Source organism: Streptomyces sp. NPDC048248, from assembly GCF_043201875.1.
Taxonomy (GTDB): Bacteria; Actinomycetota; Actinomycetes; order Streptomycetales; family Streptomycetaceae; genus Streptomyces.
On record NZ_JBICZL010000035.1, the window covers coordinates 25744 to 37861 of the forward strand.

A 12118-nucleotide genomic window follows, 5' to 3' on the forward strand; every position below is an offset into this window, starting at 1 on the left:
GCGGCGGCCCTGGCAAGTCGCCCGTTGCGGACCGGTATCCCTGTCGTCGAACGATCGTTCGCCGACAGGGAGCCGAGGCGTCCAATGGACCCGTGCAATCCAGGGGTTCGAGGCGGCCCGAATCCAACCAGATCCGATGGTGATTGCTGACAGGGTTTGACGACAGATAGGGTCCGATTCTCCGTACGGAAGAGGCCCCCGAGTGGCGAACCTGGTCTACAAGCGGGTCTCGACCGACCAGCAGGCAACCGCCCCGCAGAACCTCGTCCTGTTTGCGGCCGGCATCGAGGACCCGGTCGTCTTCGAGGCAGACCCGGCACCTCCAGCCGCCTCCACCCGCTCCAGCGGCCGAAGTTCCGCGAGCTGCTGAACTACGGGCGGCCGGGCGACACCGTGCACATCTCCGAGATGTTCCGCCTCGTCCGCGGCACCGGCCACATCCTCGACGTGCTCGACGTCCTCCACCGCGACCAGGTCGCCCTGCGCATCCACGACGGCGCGTTCTCCGCGAGGGACCTCACCGCCCGCCACCCGCGCACCGGCGAGCTGCTGTCCACCTCGCCGCGGCCGGCGAACTCCAGCGCGAGCTGACCTACGACGGACTGCGCGCCGCCGAGGCCAAGGGCAGCAAGGGCGGACGCCGCCCGCCGTGGCGGCCGCGAAGACCGCCGACGTACGCACCGCGTACCTGGAAGGCCGCTCCATCGCCGCCCTCGCCCGGGAGCACGGCGTCAGCCGCGGCGCGATCCGCACCGCCGTCGCCGACCTCATGCCCGAGCACACCGCCACCGAGGAGGACGTCCCTGTCCCGGAGCTGCCGGTCACCCTCGCCATGCCCGGCAAGGTCGCCGACTTCCTCCGTACCGTCGAACTGGAGCCCACCGAGCGGACCGCCCTCGACCACGGGGTGACTGTACGGCGTGGCCAGGGCTACACCCTGCGCATCACGGCCGAGCCAGCAGTCCACCGCCGGCTTCCTCACCCGCTGCCAACCGCTCGACGGCGGCCAGGGCGTCCCTGTCGTCCCTGTCGTCCCTGCCCAGCGCAAGGCCCGACACGAGTACGAGAACCGCGTCACCGACCTCGGAGCACCGGCCTGACCAAGATCATCGCCTTGGTGTCAATCGCTGTACCAATGTCCCCCGAGGCCGGACGCAGTGGCTGTGAGGTCAGCCGTTGGCCTTGTCTACGGCGGGCTTGACCTTGTTCGCTTGGTCAACCATGTCCTGCGTGATCGTCCCGCCCGGACCGGCCTTGATGATGTCGTTGATAAGGCTCCCCACGGTGTCGACCACGCCGCCCAAGGTGTTGCCAGCGGTGCCGCTGACGCCTCCGAGGTAGTCAGTCACGAGTGTTCCCTTTCGTCCTTTTGGCACGTGCCCTCTGCGAGGAGGTGGCACGGTCGGGCCCTGTTGCCTACCCCGCAGGTCACATAGCTGAGCCGTTGAGTGCCGGAGGCACCCGCACGGAGTAACAGGACCAGCTGCTGTGGCCGAAGTGCCTGCCCATCAGTCACGTGCGACGGGTTCCGCGGCCCCGGGATTTCCACTACACGCCCACAAGGGGCGGGGTTCCCTCGTTGCGGACCATGATCAAATTGGCTCTTCGGCCCGCTAGCCAAACGTGATCGTCCTCAGCGCCAACGGCTGACCAATGTTCCCGGAGGCCGGGGTCGGTGTCGCTGATCTGAGCCCTCAGCCCGAACCGGCGACCAGCGCCTCGCCGAGCGGGGTGCGCCGGTAGAGCACCGACCGTCCGGACCGGGCGCGGACGAGCAGCCCCGCGCCTCGCAGGATGGCGAGGTGGTCTCCTACCGCGCCGGGTGCCATGGCGAGGCTTCGGGCGAGGTGGCTGGTACTGGCCGGGGCGTCCAGCGCCACCAGCAGCCGGGCTCGGGCCCGGCCGACCAGAGCGGTCAGCGCGTCCGGTTGAGGGACGGTCTCCTGCTCGCCCCACAGGGCAGCGGTGCCGCGGGCAGGGTAGACCAAGGTCCTGGGCCAGGGGTCTTCCAGGTGGGCGGCGATATTCGCGACGAAGACCGAAGGGATCAGCAGTAGCCCGTCGCCGGCGAGGCGGACTGTTCCGCCTCGGAACGATCCGAGCTCGATACCGCCGGCGTGCCAGGCGATGCCCGGGTGCAGGCTCTCGATGGTCGTGGCCCATCCGTGTTCGCCGATCACCCCCACCCGGTGCACGACATCGCGCTCACAGATCGCGCGCAGTTGCGGCCAATCCGTGGCGAGCAGCTCGTGCCACGCCTGGTCCATCGCCTCGGCGATCCTGGAGACGGCGTCCGTCGAGTCCAGCACTGCGCGTACGCGGGGATCACGGGCGGACGGGGTGGTCGCGGTGGTGGCGAATTCGTGGCGGGCCGCTTCCAGCGGTGTGGCCCGGATCATGGCCAGGTCGTCTGCCCAGGTCTGGTTGAGGCCGCGCGGGGGCGGGGCGACGAAGTTCGGTCCGGATCGCGGGGCGTGCAGGGCGAGGGCGGCGTTCAGTTCGGTCTCGCGGCGAAGCCGTTCAAAGACCGGCAGGAGCCGGGTGGCCCAGGCTCGCGGCAGCGGCTGGCCGAGGCCGGCGAGCGAGCGAAGCAGTAAGCAGAGGTCCAGTGCGGGCGACAGTGCGAAGCGGCTGCGCAGCAGGTCCTCAATGGAGACTTCGAAGCGGAGCACGCCGCCATGCTACGCGGGGACGCCTGTTCCGATTCGTCCAGCGACGAATCATTGGTGAGTGGCGTGGGCGCACGGCGAGGCTCGACGCCATGACCCCAACCACCGAACCCGCGCAGGTCAACCACCGTGCCACCTACCGGGAGGTGCTGGCCGAGCCGCGATTCCGGCTGCTCTTCTCCGCCCGCGCCGTCTCGATCACTGCGGACGCGCTGCGGATCACCACGTTCTCGGTTCTGGTCTTCTCGGCCACCGGCTCTCCGCTGCTGAGCGCAGTCGCCTTCGGCATCGGCTTCATCCCGCAGCTGTTCGGCTCGCTGTTGCTGGGCTCACTGGCCGACCGACTGCCGCCCCGCGCGCTCATTACCGGCGGCTACGCCTTGACGTGCGCCGCCGCCCTGCTGCTCGCCCTGGTGCGGATGCCGATCGCGGCAAGCCTCGGTGTCGTGGCGCTGGTCTCCCTCGCCACACCGGTGTTTCACGGCGCGTCGAGTCGGCTGGTCGCGCAGTCGCTGGAGGGCGACGCCTATGTACTGGGCCGGTCACTGAACAACATCGCTGGCGCCGGCGCGCAATTGTTCGGCCTGGCGCTGGGAGGTGCGGTCGTCGCGGCACTCGGCCCACGCCGGGCGCTCGCGGTCAGCGCCGTCCTTTACCTCGGCTGCGCACTTGCTATCCGCATCCGGCTACCCCGGCTGCAGCCGGGAGAGTTCGGCAGCACACCCGGCAGCGCTGGGAGCGATAGCGGGGCCGTTCGTGCAAGCCTGCATGGTGCCGGCCTGCTGCTGCGCGGACGCACGGTGCGACGACTGATGCTGGCCCAGTGGCTACCGCCCGCGTTCGTAGCGGGCGCGGAAGGCCTCATCGTCGCCTACGCGGGAGAACGTCACTTCGCGCCCGGCTGGTACGCGGTGCTGATGGGCTGTCTGCCGGTTGGCATGCTTGTCGGTGACCTGCTGGTGGGTCGACTGCTACGGCCACGCGCCCGGGAGCGACTGGTAGTCCCGTTGGTTGCGCTGGCGGGGCTGCCGCTGATCGGCTTTGCTGGCGAGCCCGGACTGGGCGTCTCGTCCTGTCTGCTGCTGCTCTGCGGCTTCGGATACGCCTACGGTCTCGGCCTGCAACGGCCGTTCCTGGACGCCCTGCCGCAGGATGGCCAAGGCCAGGCCTTCGGCTTGCTCGGCTCCGGCAGCATGACGCTACAGGGCGTCGGGCCGGTTTGCTTGGGCTCGGTGGCCGCAGGCATTGGAACAGGCGGCGCAATCGCCCTGGCAGGCGGCGCGGTGGCGCTTACCGCCGGCTGGATTCTCACCTGGCACCCGTCCACCTCCCTGGTCCCCGTCCCGAACTACTCAACGGGATCAGAGAACAGCACCGAACAGCATGCGTGTGGTCCTCCTGCGCAGTAACCGTCGCAGGTCGGGTCGACCGCGAGCCGTCACGCCCCCACCCCCACGTCTCACTGACAGACAGCCAGCCCCGGGAGCTCATTGTGTGAGGAGTCCTTGGCCTCGGCTCTTCCTGCCGTTGCGGACCACGTACGGGATCTTGAGACCACGAACAGACCATGAAAGGTTCATGCCGCATGATCGATGAATTCGCGAAGGACAACCTGCACGGGAGACTGCGGCGGGACCGCGAGGCGCTGCTCTGGAAACTCGACGGCTTGTCCGAATACGACGCCCGCCGACCTTTGACGGCGACCGGGACCAACCTCCTCGGCCTGGTCAAACACGTGGCCACCGTCGAGGCCAGGTACTTCGGCGAGGTCTTCGACCGCCCTTCCCCGGAACCGCTGTGCCGGTGGCAGGACTCCGACGGCAGCGATCAGTGGGCGGCCGAGGACGAGACCCGCGATCAGATCATCGCGTTCTGCCGGCGCACGTGGGAACACTCCGACGCGACGATCAACGAGCTTCCCCTCGACGCCCCCGGCCACGTGCCGTGGTGGCCGGAGCCTTGTCCGAACACCAACCTGTTCGCCGTCATGACCCATGTCCTCGCCGAGACCACCCGGCACACCGGGCACGCCGACATCCTGCGCGAGGGCCTCGACGGCCGGACCGGGTTGCGCGCCGAACACGAGAGGCAGATCGACGAGGAAGCCCGTGCAGCCCACTGCGCGAAGATCGAGCAAACCGCCAGGTCGGCCGAATCATTCAAGGCTTAAAAGCGGCTGCAGGAGCGGACTGCCAAAGGAGGCGAATTGCTGTCAGCCTCCTGCCTCGATGATTCCGGGGATTTGCTCGTGGATCCGTTCGGCGAGCAACCGCTGGTACTCACGGGTAACTGAGCCGTTGTGCGGATACCTGACGTGATATTCGCTCACGCTCGTTTCGTATCCACTCCCGCTCGCGACCGTCAGTTCCTTCTCTTGGATGGCCAGGCTCAACACGAATTTGCCGATCTTGCTCCTGTCCTCATCAGATGACACGTCGGTGAAGGTCACCGTGACCTTGCCGGCCCCGACGGTGATTGCAAAATTCGTCATGGCCACCTCGCAGGTAGGGAAGCGTCCCCAGCAGCGTGCGCTGGGGCCGGCTTCGCCGCCTGCTGGCCTACTCCATCTCGCGCGCTGCGGCCGTGCCGGCAAACCCGGGCATCCTGGTTATGGCGTACCCGCCATAACCAGAGCAGGCCGGTCAGGCGGCTTTCAGGACCCCGTCCGGGGCGCCGAGGCGCTCGGCAACGTAGTGCTGACGGTCGTCCCGGGCCTCGTCAGCGTCCCAGGACGCACCGTTCAGCAGGTGCTGGAAACCGGCGGGCCCGCGGTGACCTGCGTACTCAGCGAGCTGCCAGCCGTTTTCCCGCTCCACCGGTGCCAGCAGTGGAGTACTAGGTGCCTCGTCCCCCATCAGCAGCTCGGCGCGTGGCTCAGATCGACGATGCAGAAGATGTTGTCGTCAGGATCCGCCAGGACAACAAAGTCCGGGTTTTCTGGGTAGAGGTCCCATTCTGGCCTCGTCGCACCGAGCATGAGAAGGCGTTCGACCTCGGCTTCTTGTTCAGCAGCAGTCTCCACGAACAGGTCGAGGTGAATGCGCGGGCGGGGCTCGGCCGGGGACTCGCTGCGCATGAGGCCCAGGGCAGGGCCCGAACCGTCACTTCGGGACAACGTCTGCCAGTTCTCACTCTTCCACTCATGAGAGGGAGTCAGAGCCAGCGCCGTCGTCCAGAATTCGGCAGCGCGAGCGACGTCCGCAACACCGATTACTGTGATTCCGAGCGTGAGCATGCCTCGATGCTAGGGCAGGCCGCGCGACTCGCCTTCGTGCGGTTGGGGCCCACAGCTAAACAGCTGCCCTCCGCGGAGTTCGCCCGCTTCCTGGGCGCGCGTTACCCACGCGTCCGCCAGCCTCTGAAGCTACACATTGCAGCCCGGCGCGCCCAGCCCGGGACAGACACGGGCCGCACCGTCATCGGCGGCGGCCTGGCACTGGGTCGGATGGTCAGGTCTGGTGACGCCCCTCGGCGAACTCTTCGACGATCTTGGCGCAAAAGTCAGGCAAGTCGTCCAGGTGCGGCTGCTGACCAGACCGTTGTCGATGACGACTCGTCCACGACGGTGGCGCCGGCGTTGCGCAGGTCGGTGCGCAGGCTCGGCCACGACGTCAGGGTTCTGCCCCGCACCACACCCGCTTCGGTCAAAGTCCCCGGCCCATGGCAAATCGCACCGACCGGCTTCCCGGAGGTGACGAACGCCCGCACAAACGCCACGGCTTCATCGTCCTGGCACAGCTTGTCAGGGTTAGTCGCGCCGCCGGGCAGGATCAGGGCGTCGAAGTCATCCACCGACACTCATGGTGAGAGAGCGTAACGGTGCAGGTACGGCCGACATCCCGATCCTCGACGTCGGAGGTCCGTGACGCAGCGCGGTCACTGCTCCTTCATACGGATGGCACGCCGTAGCTCGTCGGCCGCTGTGTGGCTCGCGCCCTCATGCTGCTCCAGCATTGCCGCCGCGATGGCATCCAGCTTGCGCTGAACGGCGCGCGCGTCACGCCGCTCGATGTTCTTCAGCAAAGTCAGCAAGAGCAGGCTGATGGCCGCCATGACATCCCCCGCGAAGATCAGCCACGGCACCGGCAAGTGCGCGAGGTGTACGGCGACCAGGCCAAGCACCAGGAACACGCACAGGACGTAGAACAGCGGCGAGCTGGTGACGTTCGATGCCCGTTCGGAGAAGGCGGCGACCCAGCCACACCCGGTACCGCTCCGCTCGGCGGGATGATGAGTAGTCATGCCCTCCATGCTCCCTGCCCGGCTCCGCCGTGCGAATCCCTGGGCTGAGGGGCGCGCCGGAGCCTGACTAACTGCCATTGCGCGGCCCGCAGCGATCGAGGTGGTGCCTCACTCCTACAGTCCGGTCCTGGCCGCATCGCACGCGTCCGACAGGGTGGCTACGGTCGTGCTGCACCCAGGTCGCGGCTGCTGGGCGTCAGCGGATTGCAAGAACACCGGAACACGCCGCTGCTACCCGGTGCCCGAGCAGGTTGACCGCGGCCGGGAAGAGGACGGGGCTTGCTTGCTGGAGGCTCTTGGCTGACGAGGGCGAGCGCTCACCGCCCCAATCTGCTAGCTACACCTCGAACCCCATGACGTGCGGCGGGCTCTCGTTGCCATGGAAGAGAAGCATCTCGCATTCACCGCGTGCAGCACGCGAGCCCCGCGCCCGTCTCGGGGCTGACGTGTAGCTAATCTACGTGCCGCACATTTCCCCTGACCGAGCCTGCGTCACGCGCGGACTCGACTGGGTAGTCCATCCGCCACGAGAGGCAGAAAGCCCCCGGGGGTCCCGGCATCGATCCCCTCTAGTACTCGACCCTACTGACCACAAAAGCTCGGGTCTCGTCTCTGAACTGCGAAGATTCATAGACTACATGTCCGCGACGGCGCGTTGTTCGTTGCTATAGACGGGGTCGCAGGCCTCGCCCAACAGTGCGCCCTTTGCACCCAGGCGGTCTGGGTCAGCTTCTGCGTCAGCCGGACGCCGAGCGAGAAGCCAACATGGAGGAGCTCTGCCGGCAGCCACCGGCGGTAGCCGTGCAGCGGTGGCGTTCGGAGGATCGTGGAGCCGTGGCGAGTGGGGCTCGTGTGTGGGGCTGTCTCCTTCCAGTCCGGGGGAACCGCACGGTGGTGGCCGACGCTGGATGTCGTCTTCAATCCGCCGATATGGTGGGGCTCCTGCGCCAGCCGGGTATCCACGACCGGTGTCATCCGTAGCTGGGAAGACCTCACATACACGACTGCCGAACCCTTGCCTCTCCCCCGGACTTCGCGGAGATCGCCGAGGCCCCACCGCACAGACCGAGCGTCTTCGGGCCAGCGGCCCGTGGGGCACCGGCAGCTTGCAGCAGCGCGTATACCTTCGAAGCCTAGGGGTACTGGCTCTGCCACCGGACCGTCCGGGGCGCTCCGCCACCCGTGAACACACATGTGCGGGACGACGCGATGGCAGCGAGCCGACCTCCACCTCCGCCACCCGAGCCATCGTCCACGGAACGGCAGCGGCCTGAACCTCACCCACCGCCGGATGCGCCGGAACAGCTCTGTGACCGGCTGGCCACAACCCTCTGAACAGCGGTCCGTGCGCACGCCGCAGCGAGCCCCAATCGCCCGCCCCGTATTTCCGAAGGAGCGATCATGACCCCGCACACCCAAGAAACAGACATCCAGGGCCCGGAGCGCGTCTGGCTGCAAGAGGCGATCAATTTGGCCACTACCAGCGTGGCCAAGGGAGGCGGCCCATTCGGCGCCCTCGTCGCCAAGGACGGCGATGTCATCGCCACCGGACGCAACGAGGTCACTACCGCCTTGGATCCCGTCGCGCACGCCGAGGTCAGCGCGATGCGCGCCGCGTGCAAGAAGCTGAACACCTTCTCCCTGGCGGGCTGCGTGCTGGTGACGTCCTGTGAGCCTTGCCCGATGTGCCTAGCCGCTGCCCTGTATGCACGCGTGGACCGGCTTGTCCATGGCGCCGACCGGGACGACGCCGCAGTCGCCGGCTTCGACGACCGCAAGTTCTACGATCTGCTCGAGAACCAGCCCCGCTCGGTGTGGCCACTGACGGTCGAGCACTTCGACCTGCCCAACCGGACTCACCCTTTTGACACGTGGCTGGCCAAGAGCGACCGCACCGCCTACTGACAAAGAGCCAGCGTGGCAAGCGCCGCCCGCTTCGGCAGGGCAGTCGCCGACAACTTAGATCGGCGCCGAGTAGACGGGAAGGCCGGGCGGCGGCCCGGCGGCGAACCGGCAAGCATAGGGCCACCCAGCCAGGCTCTTGTGACGAAAGGGCGCTGACGGTTGTGCCGCTGGACCTCACCGAGATGTTCGGGGCGGCAGGCGGCAGGCGGCAACAGGCCGCAGGCCGTCCTGGTCCGGGTCACAGGGGTGGAGGAAGGACCACCGGCACGGCGCCCTGCCCACACATCCCCGAGGGCTGAGGGGCCGGAGGGCCGAGGGACCGGAGGGCCGAGGGACCGGAGGGCGGTTCTTCCGAGGACGACTACGGGAGGTGTCCCGGTCGACGCCCGAGGGTCTTGCGCCACCGCTCAGCGCGGTTACGTCGGCTTTTGAGGCTCCACCTCTGATGGCTGGAGCACGAACCGAAGGCTCCGGGATGTGTCCAGGCGCTGACGGCTTTGGATCCGCAGTGGGATCCTCGGGGCGGCGCGGTGGGAGCGCTCGTAGCCGTCAGTCCGAGTGGGGGTCCGCGGGGCCGGTGTCTCCCATGCCCCTGCGGTCCTCATCAGTCCACTTGCGGGTGTCCCGGGGCTCGACGTACGGCTCTTCCAAACTCCGGTGTCCGACGATCGCCATCACCCAACCGGTTCCGCTACTCGACTGCAGCTGGGTCACCGCGCTCGTGATGACTTCCCGCGCCGCGCCCGGCGCGAGCTTTTGGATGTTGTCCAGCACCATTTGCGTGGCGGGCTGGCCAGCGATCCCCAGCAAGGAGACAAGGGCGAGGAGGGCGGGAAAGAAGGCCAGGACCCCGTAGTAGGTCAGAGCTGCGGCCCCGTCGGGGAATTCGTCCTGCTGGAACTCCTTCAGCGTGCGTTTTAGGACCGCCCACCACGAGGACTTGCTTACTTTCGTCGGGGTATCTGGCGCGTGGCGCTCCAGCTGGGGGTCGGGGCCCGCATTGGCGTCAGCATCACGCCTGACGCGTCAATTACCACCGTGTTCGCTGGGCTCTTCATTCGGCATAAGCCACAGATGACCTAACAGTCACAGCTTATCCTGACATATGAGCCGGTTTCCTCCCTGGTGGCGCGGGTGACACAGGTCGAGCCTGCAAGCGCCTCTGTTGGCGTACGGCGTTATGTCGATGCGGAAGCTTGAGCGCAAAGCGAGGGGAGCGAATCGACCCTGAAGTGGCACAAGAAAATCCCGCCTGCTACGCCCTCGCCGGCCGGAGCCCGGGGCCCACAGCCCTCGTCGAGGCCGCAGCAACAGGGAAGCTCACCTCAGGTACACAAGTCCAGGACACGGACGCGCTCATTAGGGGCCAGCGCAGGCGGGCCTCAGAGAGAGGCAGCGCCGCCCGCGCCGGCGGCAGGTCGGTCGCCACGGGGGGAGCCGTCGGATCCGCGGAGGCCGATGACCAGTCGGCTACTCTAACTGCGCCACGGGGTGCTCGTTTGTCACACCCACAAGACGACGGCCTGGAGGAGCGCAACGTCTGCACACAGCGCTTGGACGCGGCAGCATGGCGCGACGCAGGCGCGGGTCAGCAGTCGCGTCTTGGCCGCTGCTTCGACCCCCGACAGGGGGCTCCGCGCACCGGGGCGCGCGGTCACTCGGCGGGGCGAACGGGATCCTTCAGTCTCCAGCCCTTGCCTGCGCAGCCTTGGAGGAACGGGGAACTGGTGCCCCTTCACATCTCCCGGCCAGAAGGTGCTGCTTTCGCTCATACCCGCTGTCAAGCCGGACCTGGCAGCGCGACTCAGCGCGTCATTGCCCTCTCTTCAGGGCCAGACAGACGCAAGCCCGGCTGGGTGGGGGTGCCAGCCGGGCTTGAGCTTCTCGAAGCACCACCGAACAGTCGGGCCACAGCCCGGGACGGTCCGGTGCCAACGGCAGCAATGGCCCCGCCGAGCGACCGAATAACATCTGCGTTTGCCCTCAACACGGTGAACCTCCGACCTCCTCCGACGCGGGGCGCCGGTTCCGCTTGCCGCTGCACGGCCGATCACCGGGCTGGTGCCCCGTGGTCGTCCGAGAAAACGTTCCGCCACTTCAGGTCGGAGGGCGGCCAGCGGCCCAGGGCCTTGGGCAGCCTCAGCATCGTCGAGCGGCCCTCGACGTTTTCTTCGCCTCTTCATACAGCTGGTCCTTCGTCGGGCTCTGCGTGCCGCTGCGGGAGCGGAGCCGGCCCCTCGGCCGAATGCATCGGCACCAACGACAGCGTCCTAGACGCGGCCCGCAAGCTCACCGACCTCGGCGTCGGTGCGCTGCCGATCTGTGGCACCGACGACAAGCTCAAGGTGGGCTGACCGACCGGGAGATCACCGACAAGGTGCTGGGCAAGGGGCGCGCCCCGCAGCAGACCCGGGCCGGTGAACTCGCCCAGGGCGAGGCCGTCACTATTGGCGCCGATGACAGCGCTGACGAGATCTTCGCCACGATGGCCCTGTACAAGGTCCGCCGGCTGCCCGTCATCGACGGGCACCGCCTGGTTGGCATGGTGGCGCTGGCCGACTTCGCCCGCGCTCTGCCCGACCCACAGGTCGACTGCCTTCTCGAAGCTCTCTCCACCGACTGACGCCCACGGCCCCGCCTGACTGGCGGCGCCGGGCCACCAGACGTGAACTGGTAGGGCCGGGCCCAGTCCCGCCGGGAGACCGAAGAAAGGGTGAGCAATCGTGCCTGCAGGTTCGAGCAAGAAGCGTGAACGTCAGTACGAGCACATCAAGGATCAGGCCGAGGATCGCGGCACGTCCGAGAAGCGGGCGAAGGAGATCGCCGCCCGCACGGTGAACAAGGAACGCGCCCGCTCCGGCGAGGCGAAGTCCGCGAGCAAGGCTTCCACCCGCGACCCGAAATCCGCCCCCCAGCGCGGTGGGGAACGCTCCCACAGCGGGCCCGGCGGCCCCACCAAGGACCAGCTCTACGAAGAGGCCAAGAAGAAGAACATCGACGGCCGCTCGAACATGAACAAGCAGGAACTGCGCAAAGCCCTCGGCCGCTGACCTTCCGGCCACGTCTGTCCGCACGGTAATGACTCGGAGAGTCGTGTCAGCCTCTGAATCGGCTCCGGCGGAGCCCGCCCCGGCAGGTGGCGTCCCGGCGCGTGGAGCACCGTGCTGGGTGAATCTGCTGGCCCGTGACCTGCGGGCCACGCAGGACTTCTACGCGGCTGTGCTGGGCTGGAGCTTTCGTCCGGGGAGCCTGGGCGAGGACTTCGCCGTTGCCCTGCTCGACGGCGAGCCGGTGGCCGGCGT

13 protein-coding genes and 6 pseudogenes are annotated in these 12118 nt (G+C 67.9%); 8 read left to right on the forward strand and 11 right to left on the reverse strand.

The window, feature by feature from the left end:
* Positions 1-202 precede the first annotated feature (202 nt).
* Positions 203-370 (forward strand): hypothetical protein, encoded by a 168-nt coding sequence (locus tag ACGFZW_RS37625; RefSeq protein WP_393897842.1) that lies wholly within the window; start codon positions 203-205, stop codon positions 368-370.
* A gap of 23 nt (positions 371-393) precedes the next feature.
* On the forward strand, positions 394-591 hold the full coding sequence (locus ACGFZW_RS37630) for a hypothetical protein (RefSeq protein ID WP_393897843.1): 198 nt from the start codon (positions 394-396) through the stop codon (positions 589-591).
* Between the two features lies 1 nt (position 592).
* Here the strand turns inward: ACGFZW_RS37630 and ACGFZW_RS37635 are convergent, their stop codons facing one another.
* The 3 genes from ACGFZW_RS37635 to ACGFZW_RS37645 form a co-directional block, all read right to left on the reverse strand.
* On the reverse strand, positions 593-904 hold the full coding sequence (locus ACGFZW_RS37635) for a hypothetical protein (RefSeq protein WP_393897844.1): 312 nt from the start codon (positions 902-904) through the stop codon (positions 593-595).
* A gap of 265 nt (positions 905-1169) precedes the next feature.
* Positions 1170-1349 (reverse strand): hypothetical protein, encoded by a 180-nt coding sequence (locus ACGFZW_RS37640; protein ID WP_393897845.1) that lies wholly within the window; start codon positions 1347-1349, stop codon positions 1170-1172.
* Between the two features lie 345 nt (positions 1350-1694).
* Positions 1695-2672 carry an ArsR/SmtB family transcription factor gene (locus tag ACGFZW_RS37645; RefSeq protein WP_393897846.1) on the reverse strand — a complete coding sequence of 326 codons (978 nt, stop codon included), beginning with the start codon at positions 2670-2672 and terminating at the stop codon, positions 1695-1697.
* Positions 2673-2761: 89 nt separating this feature from the next.
* Between ACGFZW_RS37645 and ACGFZW_RS37650 the strand changes: the two genes are divergently transcribed.
* The gene (locus tag ACGFZW_RS37650) at positions 2762-4078 is read left to right on the forward strand and encodes an MFS transporter (RefSeq protein WP_393897847.1); all 1317 of its coding nucleotides are present in this window, start codon (positions 2762-2764) and stop codon (positions 4076-4078) included.
* A gap of 176 nt (positions 4079-4254) precedes the next feature.
* Complete coding sequence (locus ACGFZW_RS37655) at positions 4255-4839, forward strand: DinB family protein (RefSeq protein ID WP_393897848.1); 585 nt, start codon at positions 4255-4257, stop codon at positions 4837-4839.
* Between the two features lie 42 nt (positions 4840-4881).
* Here the strand turns inward: ACGFZW_RS37655 and ACGFZW_RS37660 are convergent, their stop codons facing one another.
* The 5 genes and pseudogenes from ACGFZW_RS37660 to ACGFZW_RS37680 all read right to left on the reverse strand — a co-directional run bounded on the left by ACGFZW_RS37660 (position 4882) and on the right by ACGFZW_RS37680 (position 6920).
* On the reverse strand, positions 4882-5160 hold the full coding sequence (locus ACGFZW_RS37660) for a hypothetical protein (protein ID WP_393897849.1): 279 nt from the start codon (positions 5158-5160) through the stop codon (positions 4882-4884).
* Positions 5161-5323: 163 nt separating this feature from the next.
* Positions 5324-5497 (reverse strand): annotated as a pseudogene (locus ACGFZW_RS37665) (IS701 family transposase); the annotation flags it as partial.
* A gap of 26 nt (positions 5498-5523) precedes the next feature.
* Complete coding sequence (locus ACGFZW_RS37670) at positions 5524-5904, reverse strand: VOC family protein (RefSeq protein WP_393897850.1); 381 nt, start codon at positions 5902-5904, stop codon at positions 5524-5526.
* A 266-nt stretch (positions 5905-6170) separates the two neighbouring features.
* Complete coding sequence (locus tag ACGFZW_RS37675) at positions 6171-6461, reverse strand: DJ-1/PfpI family protein (RefSeq protein ID WP_393897851.1); 291 nt, start codon at positions 6459-6461, stop codon at positions 6171-6173.
* A gap of 84 nt (positions 6462-6545) precedes the next feature.
* Positions 6546-6920 carry a hypothetical protein gene (locus tag ACGFZW_RS37680; RefSeq protein ID WP_393897852.1) on the reverse strand — a complete coding sequence of 125 codons (375 nt, stop codon included), beginning with the start codon at positions 6918-6920 and terminating at the stop codon, positions 6546-6548.
* Between the two features lie 1392 nt (positions 6921-8312).
* Here ACGFZW_RS37680 and ACGFZW_RS37685 point away from each other — a divergent pair.
* The gene (locus ACGFZW_RS37685) at positions 8313-8816 is read left to right on the forward strand and encodes a nucleoside deaminase (RefSeq protein ID WP_393897853.1); all 504 of its coding nucleotides are present in this window, start codon (positions 8313-8315) and stop codon (positions 8814-8816) included.
* Positions 8817-9476: 660 nt separating this feature from the next.
* On the opposite strand, the pseudogene ACGFZW_RS37690 reads toward ACGFZW_RS37685, so the two are convergent.
* From ACGFZW_RS37690 to ACGFZW_RS37700, 3 pseudogenes are all read right to left on the reverse strand, one after another.
* A pseudogene (locus ACGFZW_RS37690) lies at positions 9477-9815 on the reverse strand (YihY/virulence factor BrkB family protein); the annotation flags it as partial.
* An 877-nt stretch (positions 9816-10692) separates the two neighbouring features.
* Positions 10693-10806, reverse strand: a pseudogene (locus ACGFZW_RS37695) (LPFR motif small protein); the annotation flags it as partial.
* Positions 10807-10932: 126 nt separating this feature from the next.
* Positions 10933-11054, reverse strand: a pseudogene (locus ACGFZW_RS37700) (plasmid stabilization protein); the annotation flags it as partial.
* 11 nt (positions 11055-11065) lie between these two features.
* Between ACGFZW_RS37700 and ACGFZW_RS37705 the strand changes: the two are divergent.
* From ACGFZW_RS37705 to ACGFZW_RS37715, 3 genes and pseudogenes are all read left to right on the forward strand, one after another.
* Positions 11066-11439: pseudogene (locus ACGFZW_RS37705) on the forward strand (CBS domain-containing protein).
* Positions 11440-11539: 100 nt separating this feature from the next.
* Positions 11540-11866: a plasmid stabilization protein gene (locus ACGFZW_RS37710; protein ID WP_393897854.1), complete on the forward strand. Its 327-nt coding sequence runs from the start codon at positions 11540-11542 to the stop codon at positions 11864-11866.
* 28 nt (positions 11867-11894) lie between these two features.
* Positions 11895-12118, forward strand: a pseudogene (locus ACGFZW_RS37715) (hypothetical protein); the annotation flags it as partial.

Bases quoted from the DNA above. Each gene is read 5' to 3' on its own strand.
- ACGFZW_RS37650 (WP_393897847.1), top strand. From the start codon at position 2,762: ATGACCCCAACCACCGAACCCGCGCAGGTCAACCACCGTGCCACCTAC.
- ACGFZW_RS37655 (WP_393897848.1), top strand. From the start codon at position 4,255: ATGATCGATGAATTCGCGAAGGACAACCTGCACGGGAGACTGCGGCGG.
- ACGFZW_RS37660 (WP_393897849.1), bottom strand. From the start codon at position 5,160: ATGACGAATTTTGCAATCACCGTCGGGGCCGGCAAGGTCACGGTGACC.
- ACGFZW_RS37670 (WP_393897850.1), bottom strand. From the start codon at position 5,904: ATGCTCACGCTCGGAATCACAGTAATCGGTGTTGCGGACGTCGCTCGC.
- ACGFZW_RS37680 (WP_393897852.1), bottom strand. From the start codon at position 6,920: ATGGAGGGCATGACTACTCATCATCCCGCCGAGCGGAGCGGTACCGGG.
- ACGFZW_RS37685 (WP_393897853.1), top strand. From the start codon at position 8,313: ATGACCCCGCACACCCAAGAAACAGACATCCAGGGCCCGGAGCGCGTC.